Below are 16,918 nucleotides of genomic sequence, written 5' to 3'. Positions count from 1 at the left end.
GTCTCCTCTCCTACAGCGGGGCGCCGGCCCAGTCGCTGCCGGCACGCAGCGACGGGTCGAGGTTGACGCTGACGTGCTTGACCTGGGTGTAGCCGTGGACGGCCTCGAGGCCCTCCTCGCGTCCGGTCCCGGACTGCTTGTGCCCGCCGTGCGGGGTCATCGGGAGCTCGCCGAACCAGTCGTTGATCATCACGCCGCCGACCTGCAGCCGCCGCGCGGTGGACAGCAGCTTCTTGATGTCGCTGCCCAGCAGCACCGCGAACAGGCCGTAGATGGAGTCGTTGACGGCCTCGACCAGCTCGTCCTCGCTCGTCCAGGAGTGCACCGACGCGACCGGGCCGAAGATCTCCTCGCGGGCGATCCGGGCGTCGTGGGCGACGTCGACGAACACCGTCGGCTCGACGAAGTAGCCGCCCTCGGGCGCGCCGGCAGGACGGCCGCCGCCGTAGTGCAGGGTGCCCTCGGACTTGCCGATCTCGATGTAGTCCCGGACCCGGTCGTACTGCTTCTGGGAGACCAGCGGGCCCATCTGGGTGCCGTCGGCGAACCCGTCGCCCACCTGCGTCTGCTCCAGGCGCGCGGTCAGCTTCTCCAGGAACGCCGACCGGACGTCGGCGTGCACGAACAGCCGGGTCCCGGCGACGCAGACCTGCCCGGTGTGCGAGCAGAAGCCCTGCACGGCGGCCTCGACGGCGTCGTCGAGGTCGGCGTCGGGGAACACGATGGTCGGGGACTTGCCGCCGAGCTCCAGGTTGACCTGGGCGACGTGGTCGGCGGCCAGCTTGGCGACGGTCTTGCCGGTCTCGGTGGAGCCGGTGAAGGTGATGCCCGCGACGTCGGGGTGCGCGGCCAGCGAGGCGCCGGCCTCGGTGCCGAACCCGGTGACGACGTTGAACACGCCGTCCGGGAAGCCGGCCTCCTTCACCAGCTCGGCGAACTTCAGCGCCGAGAGCGAGGTGTCCTCCGCGGGCTTGACCACGCAGGTGTTGCCGAGCGCGAGCGCCGGGGCGCAGGACCGCACCATGATCAGCAGCGGGTAGTTCCACGGCACGATGTGCGCGGTGACCCCGAGCGGCTCGAGCAGCGTGAAGGACAGCTTGTTGCCCGGGACCTCGATGGTGCGCCCGCCGACCTTGTCGGCCAGGCTCGCCCAGTAGTCGAGCCAGAGCGGGATCGCGCCCATCAGCTCCTGGGCCTTGGCGAGGTAGTGCCCGGAGTCCAGCGCCTCCAGCCGCGCCAGCTCGTCGGCGTGCTCGGTGACCAGCGCGGCCAGGTTGCGCAGCAGCGCGGCGCGGGCCATCGCGTCGGTGAACTGCCACTCGACGGCGACCCGCTTGGCGGCGGCGACGGCGCGGTCGACGTCGGTGCCGTCGGCCCGCGGTACCTCGGCGATGGTGCGCCCGGTGTTGGGGTCGACGGTCGGGAAGGTCGCGCCGGCGGCGGCCGGGACGAACTCGCCGTCGACGAACATCGCCACGTGCTCGGCGGTGCGCGCGTCGGCGTCGAGGGTCAGTGCCTGGGTGGTGACGGACATGCTCGGTGGCCTCCTTGCCACTCGTGGGTCCTGGTGAGCGCCCGGTCAGGGACGCTTGGTGTGCTCGCGCTCGTCGATCACGCGGCGGGCCTTGTGCTCGCTGCGCTCGAAGGTGTCCGGGTCGACGACCTCGACCCCGACCCGCAGCCCGACGACGCGGTGCAGCCCGTTGCCGGCGGCGCTCTCGAACGCGGCGGCGTGCTCGGGCGCGCACTCGGCGCGGACGACGATCTCGTCCATCGAGCCGGTGCGGGTGACGAGCACGCGGTGCTCGCCGCCGTAGCCCTCGATCTCGCGCAGCACGTTGTCGATCTCGGTGGGGTACACGTTCTCGCCCCGGATGTGGATCATGTCGTCGATCCGGCCGTAGACCCCGGCGGGCAGCCGCGGGTAGGTGCGCCCGCAGCCGTTGGTGCCCATCTCCCAGCGGGTGAGGTCGTTGGACGCGAGCCGGATCATCGGCTGCGAGGTCCGCTCCAGGTGCGTGTAGACGGGGGTGCCCTCGGAGCCGTACGGGACGGTGCGGAAGCTGTCCGGGTCGCAGACCTCGTGCCAGACGATGTCCTGCCACAGCAGCATCCCGTCCGGGCTGCCCTGGGTGGCCGACGCCGACATGAACGGCGTCATCTCGGCCATCGTCCCGCAGTCGACGACCCGGGTGCCGAAGGCGTCCTCGATGGCCTTGCGCACGGTGGGCACCGAGGCGCCCGGCTCGCCGGAGAAGAACATGACGTCGATGCCGAACTCGCGCGGGTCGACCTTCTCCTGCTCGGCGACCTCGGCGAGGCGCAGCGCGTAGGACGGCGTCGAGTAGAACGCCTTGGGCGTCGTGCGGGCGAGCCACTGCACGGCCCGCGCGGTCATCCCGGACGCGCCGGCGCCGTAGGGGAAGACCTTGCAGCGCAGCCGCTCCGCGCCGCTCATCGCGCCCCACGAACCGAGGTAGAGCGAGAACAGCGCGGACACGAAGACGGTGTCGCCGGGGCGCACGCCCATCCCCCACAGGATCCGGGCGTGGTTGTCGGCGATGACCTCCCAGTCCCGGCGGCCCATCGCGAACGCGGTCGGCGTGCCGGTGGTGCCCGAGGTGCCGTGGATGTGGTGCAGGTCGGCGTCGTCGACGCAGACGTAGTCGCCGAAGGGCGGCGCGTTCTCCTGCGAGGCGCGCAGCTCCTGCTTGGTCACCACCGGGACCTGCTCGAACGCCTCCCAGGTGGTGATGTCGCCGACGTCGAGCCCGGCCTCGTCGTACTTGCGCCGGTAGAACGGCGAGCTGTCGTAGGCGTAGCGCAGGACCTCCTGCAGCCGGACCAGCACCGCGGCGTCGCGCTCGGCCGGGTCCATCGTCTCCCGGTACGGGAACCAGTACGGGCTGTCCGGGTCGGGCAGGTAGCTCTGGTCGTAGCCCGCCGGGAAGTGCCACTCCTCCATCTGTCCCATCAGGACTTCCTCCGCTCGATCTCGGCGTCGTTCCACGGGGTGAGTGCCTGGTAGTCGGGGACCCAGCCCAGTCCCTTGCCGGCGTCCGGCGACGGCGCGTCGCGGCTGGTGACGACGTCGATCACGGCCGGGGCGTTCGCCAGCGCGCGCTTGAGCGCGTCGGCCAGCTGCCCGGGCTCGGTGACCCGCTCGCCGTGCGCGCCGAGGCCCTCGGCGAGCTTCGCGTAGTCGTTGTGCTCCAGGTCGGTGCCGACGACCAGGCCGTAGTTCTCCTCCTGGTCGTAGCGCTCGATGTTCCAGGCGGCGTTGTTCGAGACGATCACGACGATCGGGGCGCCGTGCCGGACGGCGGTGTTGACCTCCATCGCGTTGATCCCGAACGCGCCGTCGCCGGTGACGGTGATCGCCGGGAACCCGGGGCGGGCCAGCGCCGCGGCGATGGCGAACGGGACGCCGACGCCGAGGCAGCCGAACGCGCCCGCGTCGAGGTAGCGGGCCTGCGGCGGGACGCCGAGCCGGGCGAAGGACAGCAGGTCCCCGCCGTCGGCGACGACGGTGGCGCCGTCGAGGTCGATGTCGTGCAGCGCGGCGAAGATGTGGTTCGGGTGCATCCGGCCGTCGCCGCCGGGCGGGGTGGACGCGAGCTTCTCGCGGTAGCCGGACGAGCGCTCCAGGTGGGCGGTGCGCAGCTCGTCGCGCCAGGCGCCGTCGCCGGCGGCGGTCTCGGCCAGCTCGTCGAGCGTGGACCCGACGTCGGCGAGGATCTCGACCTCGCCGCGCCGGTTGTCGAACAGCTCGCTCGCGGTGTCGGAGAGGCGCAGCCAGCGCGCGGCGGGGAAGGCGGCGGGCGAGCCGAAGCCGAGCTGGTAGTCGAGCTGGCGCCCGACGGTGATCACCAGGTCCGCCTCGCGCATGGCCCGGCTGCGCAGCGCCCCGACGACGGCCGGGTGGTCCTGCGCGACGAGGCCGCGGCCCTCCTGGGTGTCGAGGTAGGCGGCGCCGGTCGCGTCGAGGAACCGGACCAGGGCCTCGGGCGCGGTGCGCGCGCCCCGGCCGGTGATCACCAGCGGGCGTCGTGCGGCACCGATCAGCTCGGTGGCGGCCAGGACGTCGGCGGGGTGCGGGCGCGAGCGGCGCACCGGGGGCGGGCGCAGGTGGTCGTCGAGCACGACGGCCGGGGGCACCGTCTCGCGCAGCACGTCGGTCGGGATCTCGAGGTAGACCGGGCCGGGCTCGCCGGCGTCGCCGAGGGCGCGCGACCAGCCCTCGTCGAACTCGCGGAGCACCTCGTCGGCGACGCGCAGGGTGCGGCTCTGCCGGGTGACGGGCGCGAGGATCGCGGTGTGCGCGATGTCCTGCAGCGGGTGCTTGTTCGCCTGCGGCCGCGGCGGGCAGCCGCCGATCAGGATCAGCGGGATCCGCGAGACCGAGGCGTTCGCGACGGCGGTGACGGTGTTGGTGACGCCGGGGCCGGCGGTGGCGAGCGCGATGCCCGTCTCGCCGGTCAGCTCGGAGTGCGCGTGGGCCATGTGGACGGCGGCGGCCTCGTCGCGGACGTCGACGATGTCGACCCCGAGCCGCGCCAGCCGGTCCCAGATCGGCTGGATGTGGCCGCCCTGCAGTCCGAAGACGCGGCGCACCCCGCGTTCGTGGAGGAACCGGGCCACCAGTTCGGCGACGGTCATGGGCGCTCTCTCCGACACAGCGTGCTCGGGCATCGAGCGGGCCTCCTCGGGCGACATCGGCCGGGTGACGTACGACACCGACTGTGGGCATACTGAATTCAGAAGTCAACCGGAAGGAATGGCCAGAACGCCCCTGGGTAGACTCGGATCCGTTGTCGGACTCGACATCCGGCACTGCGAAAGGACGCGCTCGATGACCGCCATCCCGGCCCCGCCGTCGCGGGTGCAACAGGTCTACGACGCGATCGTCGACGACATCTGCACCGGCCGGCTGACCCCCGGCTCGCCGCTGCGCCAGGAGCAGCTCGCCGAGCGGTTCTCGGTCTCCCGCCAGCCCGTGCAGCAGGCCCTGCTGCTGCTGCGCAACCAGGGGATGCTGCGCGACTTCGGCCGGCGCGGCCTGGAGGTCGCCCCGGTCGACGCCGAGTTCGTCCGCCACCTCTACGGGCTGCGCGCCGTGCTCGACGGCTACGCCGCCCGCAGCGCCGCCGGACGGCTCACCGCGGAGCAGGCCTCGCGCGGGTTCTCGCTGGTCGCGGCGGGTCAGCAGGCCGAGGAGGAGAAGAACTACGCCGGCATGGTCGCGGCCGACATCGACTTCCACCGGTTCGTCACCGAGCACTCGGGCAACCCGCTGCTCGTGGAGAGCGCCGCGGTGATCTGGCGCAACGTGCAGCGGGTGATGGGCGAGCTGCTGTTCCGCGGCAGCGCGCCGCGCTGGGTCTGGGAGGACCATTCCGCGATCTTCGCCGCGGTCGTCGCCGGCGACGCGGAGCGGGCCGAGTCGCTCGCCCGCCGGCACGCCGAGCACGGCGAGCAGCTCATCCTCGAGGCACTGGCCGCCGAGCGCGACGGCGACGCCGACACCGCAGCCTCCTGACCCGCCGCCGGGCACACGATTCCGGCCTTCCGGTTGACTTCTGAATTCAGAATGCCGGAAGGTGTCGGGCGCCGCACCCCTCAGCGTCGAGGAGTCCTGTCATGGCAGCACAGCCCGATCCCGCCCGCACCACGGAGCGCCCTGAAAGCGACAGGGTGTACCGAAAAGTCGCACTGCGCCTCGTCCCGCTGTTGTTCGTCTGCTACGCCGTCTCGTACCTGGACCGGGTCAACGTCGGCTTCGCACGGCTGCAGATGGACGACGAGCTCTGGTTCTCCGACGCCGTCTACGGCATCGGGGCCGGGGTGTTCTTCCTCGGCTACATCCTGTTCGAGGTGCCCAGCAACATCGTCCTGCACAAGGTCGGCGCCCGGCGGTGGATCGCCCGGATCATGGTCAGCTGGGGACTGGTGTCCGGGCTGATGGCGCTGGCGAGCTCGCCCGCGACCTTCTACCTGCTGCGGTTCCTGCTCGGGGTGGCCGAGGCCGGGTTCATCCCCGGCATCCTGCTGTACCTGACCTACTGGTTCCCGGCCCACCGACGCGGGCGGATCACCGCGCTCTTCCTGGCCGCGATCCCGGTCGCGACGATCGTCGGCGGACCGCTGTCCGGCTGGCTGATGCAGGTCTTCGACGGCGTCGGCGACCTGCGCGGCTGGCAGTGGATGTTCGTCGTGGAGGCGGTCCCGGCGGTGCTGCTCGGCCTGGTCGTGCTCCGCCGCCTGGACGACCGGGTGGCCGACGCGACCTGGCTGACCCCCGCCGAGCGCGACCTGGTGACGGCCGCCGTCGCCGCCGACGACGACGCGAAGTACGGCGCGCACGCCTCCGTGCGCGGGACCCTGCGCAGCCCCGCGGTGTGGCTGCTCGGCGGGATCTACTTCGCCGTCGCGCTGGGGATCTACACGATCAGCTTCTGGCTCCCGACGATCATCTCCCGCAGCGGTGTGGAGTCCACCCTGGCGGTCGGGCTGCTGTCCGCCGTGCCCTACCTGGTCGCAGTGGTGGCGATGGTCGCGGTCGCCACGCACGGCGACCGCACCGGCGAGCGACGGTGGCACACCGCGGTGCCGACCGTCGTCGGCGGGCTCGGGCTCGTCGCGGTCGGGCTGACCCAGTCGAGCACGGTGCTCGCCCTCGTCGCGCTGACGGTCGCCGCGGCGGCGATCTCCAGCGCACAGGCCGCGTTCTGGAGCCTGCCCGCCGCGCTGCTGTCCGGCGTCGGGGCGGCCGCCGGGATCGCCCTGGTGAACTCGATCGGCAACGTCGCCGGAGCCGTGAGCACCTCGCTGGTGGGACTCGTCTCCGACGCCACCGGGTCGACCGCGAGCAGCCTGTACCTGTTCGGCGGGGTGCTCGTCGCGGGTGGGCTGCTGGTGCTCGCGGTGCGCCCGGAGCAGGTGAACGGGCAGCGCTGACCGGCGCGGGTCCCTCCTCACCGCGCGGTGATCCGCCCGCCGTGCGGTGATCCGTCCGCCGCGCGGTGATCCGTCCGCCGCGCAGTGATCCGTCCGCCGCGCAGTGATCCGTCCGCCGCGCAGTGATCCGTCCGCCGCGCGCGTCCGGACACGCGCGCGGAGCGGATCAGCGCGCGAGGATTGGATCAGCGCGCGGAGGGCGGTGATCCTCTCCGCACCGCCCTCCGGCCGCTTCACGGCGATCCACCCGCCGCACCGTGATCCCTCCGCCGCCCAGTGATCCATCTGACGCGCGGTGATCCGTTGGGCGCGCGGTGATCCGTTGGGCGCGCGGTGATCCGTTGGGCGCGCGGTGATCCGTTGGGCGCGCGCGTCCGGACGCGCGCGCGGAGCGGATCACCGCGCGCGGAGTGGATCAGCTGGCGGGGGTCGGTGCATCGCAGGGCGCGCAGCGCGTGCGAGGGGTCAGCGCTCGTCGGCGGGCGGGACCTCGTCGGGGTCGGCGAAGGCCTTCCCCAGCTCGCGGGACAGGGCGAGCGCGCGGTGCGCCCAGGCCGGGGTCGCTCCGGCGAGCCCGCAGGCGGGCGTCGGGACGGCGAGCCGGGCCAGCCGCGGCCGGTCGAAGCCCAGCCGGTCGGCGAGGTCGTAGCCGATGCGGGCGAGGTCGCCGATCGCCGGTTCGCGGGCAGGCGCGGTGCCGGGCAGCAGCCCGAGGAACAGCGGGACACCGCTGTCCCAGGTCTCGCCGATCGCGTCGAGGGCGCGCGGCTCGGCGGTGGCCCCGGCGAACGCCGGCCGGGTCGCGTCGATCCCGACCGCGGCCGCACCGGTCCCGGCGAGCAGCCGGATCGGCGGGCGGTCCGCGCAGCAGTGCACGACGACCGGGGCGTCGATGCCGGCGATCAGGTCCCGGAGCAGGTCCTGGGCGTCCGGCGCGGCGATCGAGCGGACGGTGCCGTAGCCGGACGCGGTCGGCAGCGACCCGGCGAGCACGGCGGGCAGGCCGGGCTCGTCGAGCTGGACGACGACCGTCGCCCCGGTCCGCTGCGCCACCTCGGCGACGTGGGCGCGCAGCCCCTCGGTCAGGCTGGCGGCGAACTCGCGGACGGCGCCCCGGTCGGTGAGCACCCGGTGCCCGGCGGCGAGCTCGACCGAGGCGGCGAGCGTCCACGGGCCGGTGACCTGGACCTTCACCCAGGACGGGCGGATGCGGTCGCAGGCGTCGTCGAAGGCGTCCAGGTCGCCGGACATCAGGTCGCGGGCCCGGCGCAGGTCGCGCCCGGGGTGGGCGGTGACCCGCCAGCCGGTCGGCACGACCTCGACGGCGAGGTCCACCAGCAGCCCGGCCGTGCGGCCGACCATGTCCGCGCCGACACCGCGGGCGGGCAGCTCGGGCAGCGCCGGGAACTCCGGGCTCTCGCCGGTGACCAGCGCACACGCCTCGCGGGCGTCGGTGCCGGGCAGCGAGCCGACGCCGGTGCCGACGCCCGCGGGCCACAGGACGTGGGCCGCGGCGGGCTCGGCGGGGGCGTCGTCGACGACCTCGATGCGCGGCGGGGGCGGGAGGGTCTCACCGGGACGCACGTCGCCGAGTCCGGCGGCGGCGAGCGCGGCGGCCAGCGGGTCGGTGGGGTCCGGGACGGTCACACCCCCAGTGTCCTCCGCCGTCCCGTCCGGGTGCGTGCGCCCCCGGTCCGGCGTCGGCGGGCGTGATCGCCGGGAGTGGAGTGCGGCGGCGGGTCGGCTGCGCCCGGCGCTCCAATCCTGGTGATCACCGCAGGGCGGACACCGGTGGTGGTGGGTGCGGCGAGCTCGGCATCGGATCCTGGCGGTCACCCCAGGGCGAACACCGGGTGGCGGGGTGCGGCGGCGGCGAGCTCGGCGTCGGTGGAGGCGGGACCGACGTCGTCGAACAGCATCCCGGCGGCCCGGCCGAGTCCGCGCAGGTAGGCGCGCAGTACGGGGACGGCCGCCGCGGCGTCGAGCTCGGTGGCGGACACCGGCTCCGCTCCCCCACGACCGCGCAGCTCGGCGCTCCCGCCGGCCGCGCGCAGGTTGCGGACCCAGTCGGTCTCACCGCGCGGCGAGATGAGGTGGCGGGTCCCGTCGAGCAGGACCGGGGTCAACGGGACGGTGCGGACCGTGCCGCTGCGCCGGCCGCGGACAGCGAGCACGGCCGTGTCACCCGGGGTGATGCCGCGCTGGGCCAGGGCCCCGACCAGCGGGTTGAGGACACGGCGCACCAGCAGGCCGGGTGCTCGGTAGTCACGGTCGCTCATGGCGACAGCCTCTCACCGATCACCGTGTCCTTCGCTCCGATGATCCCTCTCCCCGGAGCCCACGGCGCCCGCGAGGGCGCTCCCGGCTCCACGGAGAAGGATCATGCGGCCAGGATGAAGATCGGGTGGCGGTGGGCGACGGCGGCGATCTCGGCGTCGGACGAGGAGGCGTCGACCCCGTCGAAGAACGCCCCGACCTCCCAGGCCCAGCGACGCAGGTACTCCCGCAGCACCGGGACGACGGCGGCCGGCTCGGTCAGCTCGGTCGCGGCCACCCGCTCGGTGCGACGGCCGACGGTCAGCTCCGCCTCCCCCGCGACGCGGAGGTTGCGCACCCACTGGGTCTCGCCGCGCGCGGCGACGAGGTAGCGGGCTCCGTCGTGGCGCAGCGGGTTGACCGGCGTGGTGCGGACCTCGCCGGAGCGGCGGCCGCGGACGCCGAGCACCGCGGAGCCGGCGAGCGGGAGGCCGAGCCGGGTCAGCCCGGCGACCAGGGGGTTCATCACCCGGCGGGTGATGCGGCCGGGGGCGAGGTAGTGGATCTGAGAGCGCTGGTTCGTCATGAGAGCAGTGTTCACCGTTTGACGCACGAAAGCAAGAGCGGTGCTCTCGCTGGGGTTGGTGCGACAGGCCGGGTTCACCGAGATGCAGGTCAGCGGGCTGGAACGGCTCCGCGCGGCCCGCTGGGGTGCATCTCGGCGCACGGGCGACGGCGGGCCCGGTCGGTCAGGCGCCACCGGCCGGACGCCGCCGGGCGACCTCGGTCAGGCCGTCCCGGTGATCGTCGCCGACCCCAGGACGACGTCGCCGTCGTCGTCGGGGCGGTAGAAGGCGACGGCCTGCCCCGGGGCGACACCGCGCAGCGGCTCGGACAGCTCCACCTGCACGGCGGAGTCGAGCGGGGTGACCGTGGCGGGTGCGGTGCCGCCGTGCGCGCGGACCTGCACGACGCAGCCGAACGGTGCGTCCGGCGCCGCGCCCGAGGTCCACACGGGGGTGCGCGCGGTGATCGCGGTGACGTCGAGCGCGGCCTCCGGGCCGACCCGCACGGTGCCGCTGACCGGCTCGATGCCGAGCACGTAGCGGGGGCGGCCGTCGGCGGCCGGCCGGTCGATCCCGAGGCCCTTGCGCTGCCCGACGGTGAAGCCGTGCACGCCGTCGTGGGTGCCGAGGGTCTCGCCGGAGGCGGCGTCGACGAGCGCGCCGGGGGTGGTGCCCAGGCGGTCGGCCAGGAAGCCGCGGGTGTCGCCCGTGGGGATGAAGCAGATGTCGTGGCTGTCGGGCTTCCCGGCGACGCGCAGCCCGAGCCGGGCGGCCTCGGCCCGGATCTCCGGCTTGGGGGTGTCGCCGACCGGGAACATCGCGTGCCGCAGCTGGTCGGCGCGCAGCACGGCCAGCACGTAGGACTGGTCCTTGCCCGCGTCGGCCGAGCGGCGCAGCACCGGCCCGGCCGGGTCGAGCCGGGCGTAGTGGCCGGTGCAGACGGCGTCGAAGCCGAGGGCGAGCGCCCGGTCCAGCACGGCCGCGAACTTGATCTTCTCGTTGCAGCGCAGGCAGGGGTTCGGGGTCTCCCCCGCGGCGTAGGCGGCGACGAAGTCGTCCACGACGTCGCGGGTGAACTCCTCGGACAGGTCCCAGACGTAGTACGGGATGCCGAGGACGTCCGCGGCGCGGGCGGCGTCGCCCGCGTCCTCCTTGGAGCAGCAGCCGCGCGACCCGGACCGCATCGCGTCGCGGGTGCGGGACAGCGCGAGGTGCACGCCGACGACGTCGTGCCCGGCGGCGACCGCCCGCGCGGCGGCCACCGCGGAGTCGACGCCGCCGCTCATCGCAGCGAGGACCCGCACGGCTCAGCCCGTGACCGACGCGGGGGTGCGACGGCTCGCGTTGCGGGCGCGCTCCACGACCGACCCGATGGCCCCGGCGACCGCGGCCACGTCGGCGGAGGTGCTGGTGTGCCCCAGGGAGAAGCGCAGCGACCCGCGGGCGGTGCACTCGTCGGCGCCCATCGCCAGCAGCACGTGGCTGGGCTGGGCGACGCCTGCGGTGCAGGCCGAGCCGGTGGAGCAGTCGATGCCGTTGGCGTCGAGCAGCATGAGCAGGCTGTCGCCCTCGCAGCCGGGGAACGACAGGTGCGCGTTGCCGGGCAGCCTGCCGGGACCGCCGTCGACCCGGGAGTCGGTGGTGTCGCCGTTCAGGACCGCGTCGGGCACCTCGGTGCGCACGACGCGGACCAGCTCGTCGCGCAGCCCGGCCAGGTGCACGCGGCGGCGCGGCGCGGCGGCCACCGACTCGACGACGGCCGTCGCCAGCCCGGCCAGCGAGGGCACGTCCAGGGTGCCGGAGCGGACGTCGCGCTCCTGGCCGCCGCCGTGCAGCAGCGGGGTGCAGGTGACCTCGCGGCCGAGCAGCAGCGCGCCCGCGCCGTAGGGGCCGCCGAGCTTGTGCCCGGTGAGGGTGAGAGCGTCGGCGCCGCTCGCGGCGAAGTCGACGTCGAGGATGCCGACGGCCTGCACGGCGTCGGTGTGGAACGGCACCCCGAACTCGTGGGCGACGGCGGCGAGCTCGCGCACCGGGTTGACGGTGCCGACCTCGTTGTTGGCCCACATGACCGAGACCAGGGCGTTCCCGTCCGGGTCCTCGGCGAGCGCGGCGCGCAGCGTCTCCGGGTGGACGCGGCCGGTCGCGTCCACCTCGAGCAGCCGCAGCCGGGCGCCCTCGTGGGTGGCCAGCCACTCCGCCGCGTCGACGACCGCGTGGTGCTCGACGGCCGAGACCAGCACCCGGGTGCGGCGCGGGTCCGCGGCCCGGCGGGCCCAGAACAGGCCCTTGACCGCGAGGTTGTCGCTCTCGGTGCCGCCGGTCGTGAACACGACCTCGGACGGGCGCGCGCCGACCGCCTCGGCGATCCGCTCGCGCCCCTCCTCGACCGCGCGCCGGGCGCGGCGGCCCGACGAGTGCAGCGACGACGCGTTGCCGGTGCGGCCGAGCGCGTCGCTCATGGCGGCGACGGCAGCGGGCAGCATCGGTGTGGTCGCCGCGTGGTCCAGGTACGTCATCGGCCTCCAGGGTAGACCCCGTCCTGACAGCGGTGCGTGCCGAACCCGTCGTGGACGACCGTCCGTCTCACACGGCCGTGGCGGTCGTGGCCGGGCGCGGGTGACGGACCCGGTCGCGGGCGCGGGCGGCCAGCGCGCGCCGGTCGGTGTGCGGGCCCGGCTCGACGAGCTCGCCCACGGTGACCTCGCAGACCAGGCCGGGCAGCCGCAGCACCCGGCCGACGGTGTCGCCGAGGGTCTGCTCGCCGACGAACGCGGCGGCCGTCGTCGGCCGCCCGTCCGGGGTGGTGATCGCGACGGTGACCGGCCGGACCGGGGCGCCCGCGTCGATCGCGGCCTGGAACGGCGCGCGCCGGTAGTCCCCGGAGATCGCGCCGCACCACGTCGTCGCCTCGGGGAAGACACCGACCAGCGTGCCGTCCCGCAGCGCGTCGGCGCAGGTGGCGACGGTGCCGGGCAGCCGGGACAGGCCCTCGCGGTGCACGAACAGGGTGCCGATGCGGGCGGCGAGCGCGCCGATCAGCGGCCAGTCCCGGACCTCCCGCTTGGCGAGCATGGTGACCGGTCCGATCGCACCGAGCGCCGGGATGTCGATCCACGACGTGTGGTCGGCCACGACCAGCGCGCCCCGCCCGTCCGTGGGCGCGAGCGGCCCGCCGCGCACGACGAGCCGGACCCCGGCGGCGCGGAGCACCGCGCGGTGCAACGCCCGCAGGACCGGGTCCAGCACGCGGGCGCCGAGCAGCGCGGCGGCCGGGACGACGGTCACGGCCACCGCCAGCACCGAGAGCAGTGCCGCGGTACGGCGGGCCAGGCGCAGCGTGCCGGTCGTCGCACGCGGGGGCAGGCACTCCTGCGGGGTGCACGGCGACCAGGCCGCCCACGGCCCGCCGGGACGCCGCGACGCGGGCGGTGCCGGCGGGTGCGTGGGGTGGTCGACGAGCGGGTGCACCGGGGTCCGCAGGGCGGCGCGGGCCGGGTGGTGCACGGCACCACGGGGGTCCCCCGTCGCCGGGACCACCGGGGCAGCCGGGGCAGCCGGGGCAGCCGGGGCAGCCGGCGGAGCGGACGACAGCACCGCGGCCCCGGCGGACGGGACGGCGGAGGCACGGCCGCGCGGACGGAACCGGCGGCGCGGGCGGAGGGGCGCGCCGGCGTCGCCCTCCGGCCCGGCGGCGAGGGTCATGCGCCCGTCACCCCGGCGGCGTCCTCGCCCAGGAAGAAGCGCAGGTAGCGCTGGTCGATGTGGTCCATCCCCAGCAGCACCGGGAAGTCCGCGACGCCGAAGTCCGGGTCGTGCGCGGGCGGCCCGCACACCCAGGTGTTCAGGCGCAGGTAGCCACGCAGCAGCGGCGGGATGCCGCCGCCCCGGCCCGCGGGCGCACCGGTCGGGTCCCAGGGGCGGTGCGGGACGGTGCGGTACTCCTCGGGCGCGAGGTGCTTCGCGCGGACCCGGTCCCAGACCGCGGCGGCCTGGGTGCCGCCGTCGGCGAGGGAGACGCTGGCGCAGCCGATCAGCCAGCGGTGCCCGGTGAGCAGCATGTAGCGGGCGAGCCCGGCCCACACCAGCCCGACGACGGCGCCGCCGCGGTGGTCGGGGTGCACGCAGGAGCGCCCGGTCTCGACGATCCCGGGGCGCAGCGGGTCGAGGTTGGTGAGGTCGAACTCGCCGTCGGCGTAGAGGCCGCCCGCGGCGCGCGCCCGCTGCGGCGGGAGCATCCGGTAGGTGCCGACGATCTCGCCGGTGGCGTCCTCGCGGACCACGAGGTGGTCGCAGTGGGCGTCGAAGCGGTCGACGTCGCGGCCGGGCACGGGGCTGTCGAGCCGGGCGCCCAGCTCACCCGCGAACACCCGGTGCCGCAGCGCCTGCGCCGCGGCGACGTCGCCGTCGTCGGTCGTGAGGAGCAGGGAGTACCGCCGGGCCGCGGTCTCCGGGGTCGAGACGATCACCTGGTTCACACCCGGCTTGGTACCGGCCGGGTGCGACACCCGGACGGTTCCGCGACGACCCGTCGGTGGCATCGGGGTGAACGGACCCGGACAGGTGTCGTCGCAGGCAGGAGCGGGTGAACAGGCCCCGCACACACGACGACGCCCGGGTGCACGCAGCACCCGGGCGTCGACGCGGTGGAGGACCGGAAGGGGTCAGCCCTTGCGCTTGGCCACTTCCTCCTGCAGCTGCGGCGCGACCTTGAACAGGTCGCCGACGATGCCGAAGTCGGCGATCTCGAAGATCGGCGCCTCCTCGTCCTTGTTCACCGCGACGATCGTCTTCGACGTCTGCATGCCGGCGCGGTGCTGGATCGCGCCGGAGATGCCGAGGGCGATGTAGAGCTGCGGCGAGACCGACTTACCGGTCTGGCCGACCTGGAACTGCGGCGGGTAGTAGCCGGAGTCGACCGCGGCACGCGAAGCACCGACGGCGGCACCGAGGGAGTCCGCCAGGCCCTCGACGACGGTGAAGTCGTCGGCCGAGCCCACGCCGCGCCCACCGGAGACGATCACGGTCGCCTCGGTCAGCTCCGGACGGGACCCGCCCTGGATCGGCTCGCGGCCGGTCACGGTCGCGGCACGCCCGGACGGGGCCGGGACCTCGACGCTCTCGCGGGCACCCGCACCGGCGGCCGCCTCGATCTCGATCGAGCCCGGGCGCACGGTGATGACCGGGTGCTCGGTGTTCGACTTGGCCTCGGCGGTGTAGGCACCACCGAAGATCGAGTGCGACACACCGTCCGCCGAGACGCCGACGACGTCGGACAGCAGCCCGGAGTTCGTCCGGACGGCGAGCCGACCGGCGACCTCCTTGCCGTTGCCGGTGGCCGCGAGCAGCACCGCGGCCGGGGACGCCGACCCGATGAGCGACTCCAGGACCGTCGTCTCCGGGGAGAGGAAGTCGGTGGAGTCGGTCTCGGCGACGTAGATCTTCTCGGCGCCGTGCTCGGTCAGGCCGTCGGCCAGCTTGTCCGCGGTGCCCGCGGCACCGACGACGACCGCCGACGGCTCGCCCAGCGCGCGGGCGGCGGTCAGCAGCTCGTAGGTGGTCTTCTTGATGTCACCGTCGACGTGGTCGACGAGGACCAGAACCTCAGCCATGATTCTCTATCTCCAAACGAAGAGGGAAGCCAGGAAGAACCGGGGTCAGATCAGCTTCTGGCCGACCAGGAACTCGGCGATCTTCGCGCCGCCGTCGCCCTCGTCGGTGACCTTCTCGCCGGCCTGCTTCGGCGGCTTCGGCGAGGCGGAGACGACCGTGGTCAGGGCGTTCGCCAGACCGACCTCGGAGGCGTCGATCCCGGCGCCGGCCAGGTCGAGGGTCTCCACCGGCTTCTTCTTCGCCGCCATGATCCCCTTGAACGAGGGGTAGCGCGGCTCGTTGGACTTCTCCCCGATCGACACCACGACCGGCAGCTCCGCGGTCAGGTGGGTGACGCCCTCGTCGGTCTCCCGCTTGGCCTTCACCGTGGTGCCCTCGACCGAGAGCTCGTTGGCGTGGGTCAGCGACGGCACACCGAGCAGCTCGGCGATCATCGCCGGGACCGCACCGATCTGGCCGTCGGACGCCGAGTTGCCCGCGATGACCATGTCCCAGCCGTCGACGGTGCCGATCAGCTTGGTCAGCGCCTTCGCGGTCTGCACCGCGCACGAGCCGTGGATGGCCTCGTCGGACAGGTGCACCGCGGAGTCCGCGCCCATCGACAGCGCCTTGCGGATCGCGTCGGTGGCCCGGTCCGGGCCCATGCTCACGACGACGACCTCGGAGCCGTCGTGCGCCTCCTTCAGCAGCAGAGCCTGCTCCACCGCGCGCTCGTTGATCTCGTCGATCACCGCCTCGGCACCCTCACGGTCGAGGGTGTGGTCGGAGTCGGACAGCTTCCGCTCCGAGTAGGTGTCGGCCACCTGCTTCACCAGGGTCACGATCTTCATAGGACCTCTTCGACCTCCTGCCGCGGCGGCCTGCGCCCACGCGCACACCGCGTCGTCCTTCGTCGCGTTCCGGTCCCGGTCGTCCCGGGTCCGGACCGTCTCGCGTCACCGTGACGGTGCTGCGCCGCGCGCTCTCGATCAGAGCGGGGGTGGGCCGCGGCGTCGCGCCCGTCGTAGCCGGTGACTCTGCCATTGCTCGTGCCGTAACGGCACGCCGTGCCACTGTGACGTTCATTGTTACCAACGAGTAGCGTCCCGGCAAACCGGGGCAGGTCGTGACCGTACTCACGCGCGGGCCTCCTCACCTGGTGCGCGCACGAGGTCACACGCCGCAACCCCTGATCGGGGGTCCGGTTTCGCTACCGTCGGCACCTCGCGCACTCGGCAGGAGGGAGCCGTCGTGCAGGTGACGGGGTTCGACGACCGTCTGGGGACCGGCTACGTGCTCAGCACGGGGCCGCACGCCGACGAGGACGTACCGGGCAGCCGGACCGTGGAGCACGGCGGTCGCACCGTCCGGGCCACCGACGGTCTGGCCGCGATGCTGGAGGACGCGCTGGTCCACCGGCCGACCACCCGTCTGGGGTGGGGCGGACCGGAGGTCCCGCTGACCCTGGAGGACGCGACGCTGCTGGCGTGGCTGCGCCAGGACATCGGCGGGGTGGTGGCCGTGAGCGGGGAGCCCGAACCCGTCTGACC

15 protein-coding genes are annotated in these 16,918 nt (G+C 74.3%); 3 read left to right on the top strand and 12 right to left on the bottom strand.

All coding sequences use genetic code 11. The features are described from left to right. Window positions 1-10: 10 nt before the first annotated feature. Genes KPL57_RS01960 through KPL57_RS01950 form a run of 3 tightly spaced genes read right to left on the bottom strand, consistent with a single transcriptional unit; the run spans window position 11 to window position 4,659 of the window. Window positions 11-1,534, bottom strand: coding sequence for an aldehyde dehydrogenase (locus KPL57_RS01960; protein ID WP_226350170.1), 1,524 nt, complete (start codon window positions 1,532-1,534; stop codon window positions 11-13). 45 nt (window positions 1,535-1,579) lie between these two features. After that, complete coding sequence (locus KPL57_RS01955) at window positions 1,580-2,974, bottom strand: phenylacetate--CoA ligase family protein (RefSeq protein WP_226350169.1); 1,395 nt, start codon at window positions 2,972-2,974, stop codon at window positions 1,580-1,582. Beyond that, window positions 2,974-4,659 (bottom strand): thiamine pyrophosphate-binding protein, encoded by a 1,686-nt coding sequence (locus KPL57_RS01950; protein WP_226350168.1) that lies wholly within the window; start codon window positions 4,657-4,659, stop codon window positions 2,974-2,976. Before KPL57_RS01950 ends, KPL57_RS01955 begins: the two co-directional genes overlap by 1 nt. A gap of 193 nt (window positions 4,660-4,852) precedes the next feature. Between KPL57_RS01950 and KPL57_RS01945 the strand changes: the two genes are divergently transcribed. Both KPL57_RS01945 and KPL57_RS01940 read left to right on the top strand, forming a co-directional pair. Beyond that, window positions 4,853-5,539: a GntR family transcriptional regulator gene (locus KPL57_RS01945; RefSeq protein WP_226350167.1), complete on the top strand. Its 687-nt coding sequence runs from the start codon at window positions 4,853-4,855 to the stop codon at window positions 5,537-5,539. A gap of 155 nt (window positions 5,540-5,694) precedes the next feature. Then, a complete protein-coding gene (locus KPL57_RS01940) occupies window positions 5,695-6,957 on the top strand; it encodes an MFS transporter (protein WP_226350166.1) in 1,263 nt (420 codons plus the stop codon). Between the two features lie 465 nt (window positions 6,958-7,422). Here KPL57_RS01940 and KPL57_RS01935 read toward each other — a convergent pair whose 3' ends face one another. The 9 genes from KPL57_RS01935 to KPL57_RS01895 form a co-directional block, all read right to left on the bottom strand. Continuing rightward, window positions 7,423-8,457, bottom strand: a complete 1,035-nt coding sequence (locus KPL57_RS01935) for a methionine synthase (RefSeq protein ID WP_226350632.1) — start codon at window positions 8,455-8,457, stop codon at window positions 7,423-7,425. Between the two features lie 332 nt (window positions 8,458-8,789). After that, window positions 8,790-9,236 (bottom strand): nitroreductase/quinone reductase family protein, encoded by a 447-nt coding sequence (locus KPL57_RS01930; protein ID WP_226350165.1) that lies wholly within the window; start codon window positions 9,234-9,236, stop codon window positions 8,790-8,792. 101 nt (window positions 9,237-9,337) lie between these two features. Next, window positions 9,338-9,799 carry a nitroreductase family deazaflavin-dependent oxidoreductase gene (locus KPL57_RS01925; protein ID WP_226350164.1) on the bottom strand — a complete coding sequence of 154 codons (462 nt, stop codon included), beginning with the start codon at window positions 9,797-9,799 and terminating at the stop codon, window positions 9,338-9,340. A 201-nt stretch (window positions 9,800-10,000) separates the two neighbouring features. Further along, window positions 10,001-11,083, bottom strand: coding sequence for a tRNA 2-thiouridine(34) synthase MnmA (gene mnmA, locus KPL57_RS01920; protein WP_226350163.1), 1,083 nt, complete (start codon window positions 11,081-11,083; stop codon window positions 10,001-10,003). Between the two features lie 3 nt (window positions 11,084-11,086). Further along, the gene (locus KPL57_RS01915) at window positions 11,087-12,295 is read right to left on the bottom strand and encodes a cysteine desulfurase family protein (RefSeq protein ID WP_226350162.1); all 1,209 of its coding nucleotides are present in this window, start codon (window positions 12,293-12,295) and stop codon (window positions 11,087-11,089) included. A gap of 67 nt (window positions 12,296-12,362) precedes the next feature. Continuing rightward, window positions 12,363-13,481, bottom strand: a complete 1,119-nt coding sequence (locus KPL57_RS01910; protein ID WP_226350161.1) for a 1-acyl-sn-glycerol-3-phosphate acyltransferase — start codon at window positions 13,479-13,481, stop codon at window positions 12,363-12,365. Further along, window positions 13,478-14,245 carry a GNAT family N-acetyltransferase gene (locus KPL57_RS01905; protein WP_226350631.1) on the bottom strand — a complete coding sequence of 256 codons (768 nt, stop codon included), beginning with the start codon at window positions 14,243-14,245 and terminating at the stop codon, window positions 13,478-13,480. The genes KPL57_RS01910 and KPL57_RS01905 overlap by 4 nt, the downstream gene beginning before the upstream one ends. A 195-nt stretch (window positions 14,246-14,440) precedes the next feature. After that, window positions 14,441-15,388: an electron transfer flavoprotein subunit alpha/FixB family protein gene (locus KPL57_RS01900; protein ID WP_226350160.1), complete on the bottom strand. Its 948-nt coding sequence runs from the start codon at window positions 15,386-15,388 to the stop codon at window positions 14,441-14,443. 45 nt (window positions 15,389-15,433) lie between these two features. Beyond that, a complete protein-coding gene (locus KPL57_RS01895) occupies window positions 15,434-16,219 on the bottom strand; it encodes an electron transfer flavoprotein subunit beta/FixA family protein (RefSeq protein WP_226350159.1) in 786 nt (261 codons plus the stop codon). Between the two features lie 400 nt (window positions 16,220-16,619). On the opposite strand from KPL57_RS01895, the gene KPL57_RS01890 reads away from it, so the two are divergent. Next, window positions 16,620-16,916 carry a hypothetical protein gene (locus KPL57_RS01890; protein ID WP_062397226.1) on the top strand — a complete coding sequence of 99 codons (297 nt, stop codon included), beginning with the start codon at window positions 16,620-16,622 and terminating at the stop codon, window positions 16,914-16,916. Window positions 16,917-16,918 lie beyond the last annotated feature (2 nt).

The sequence above is a fragment of the Pseudonocardia sp. ICBG601 genome (assembly GCF_020496245.1).
This window is presented reverse-complemented; position numbering and strand designations above follow the sequence as displayed.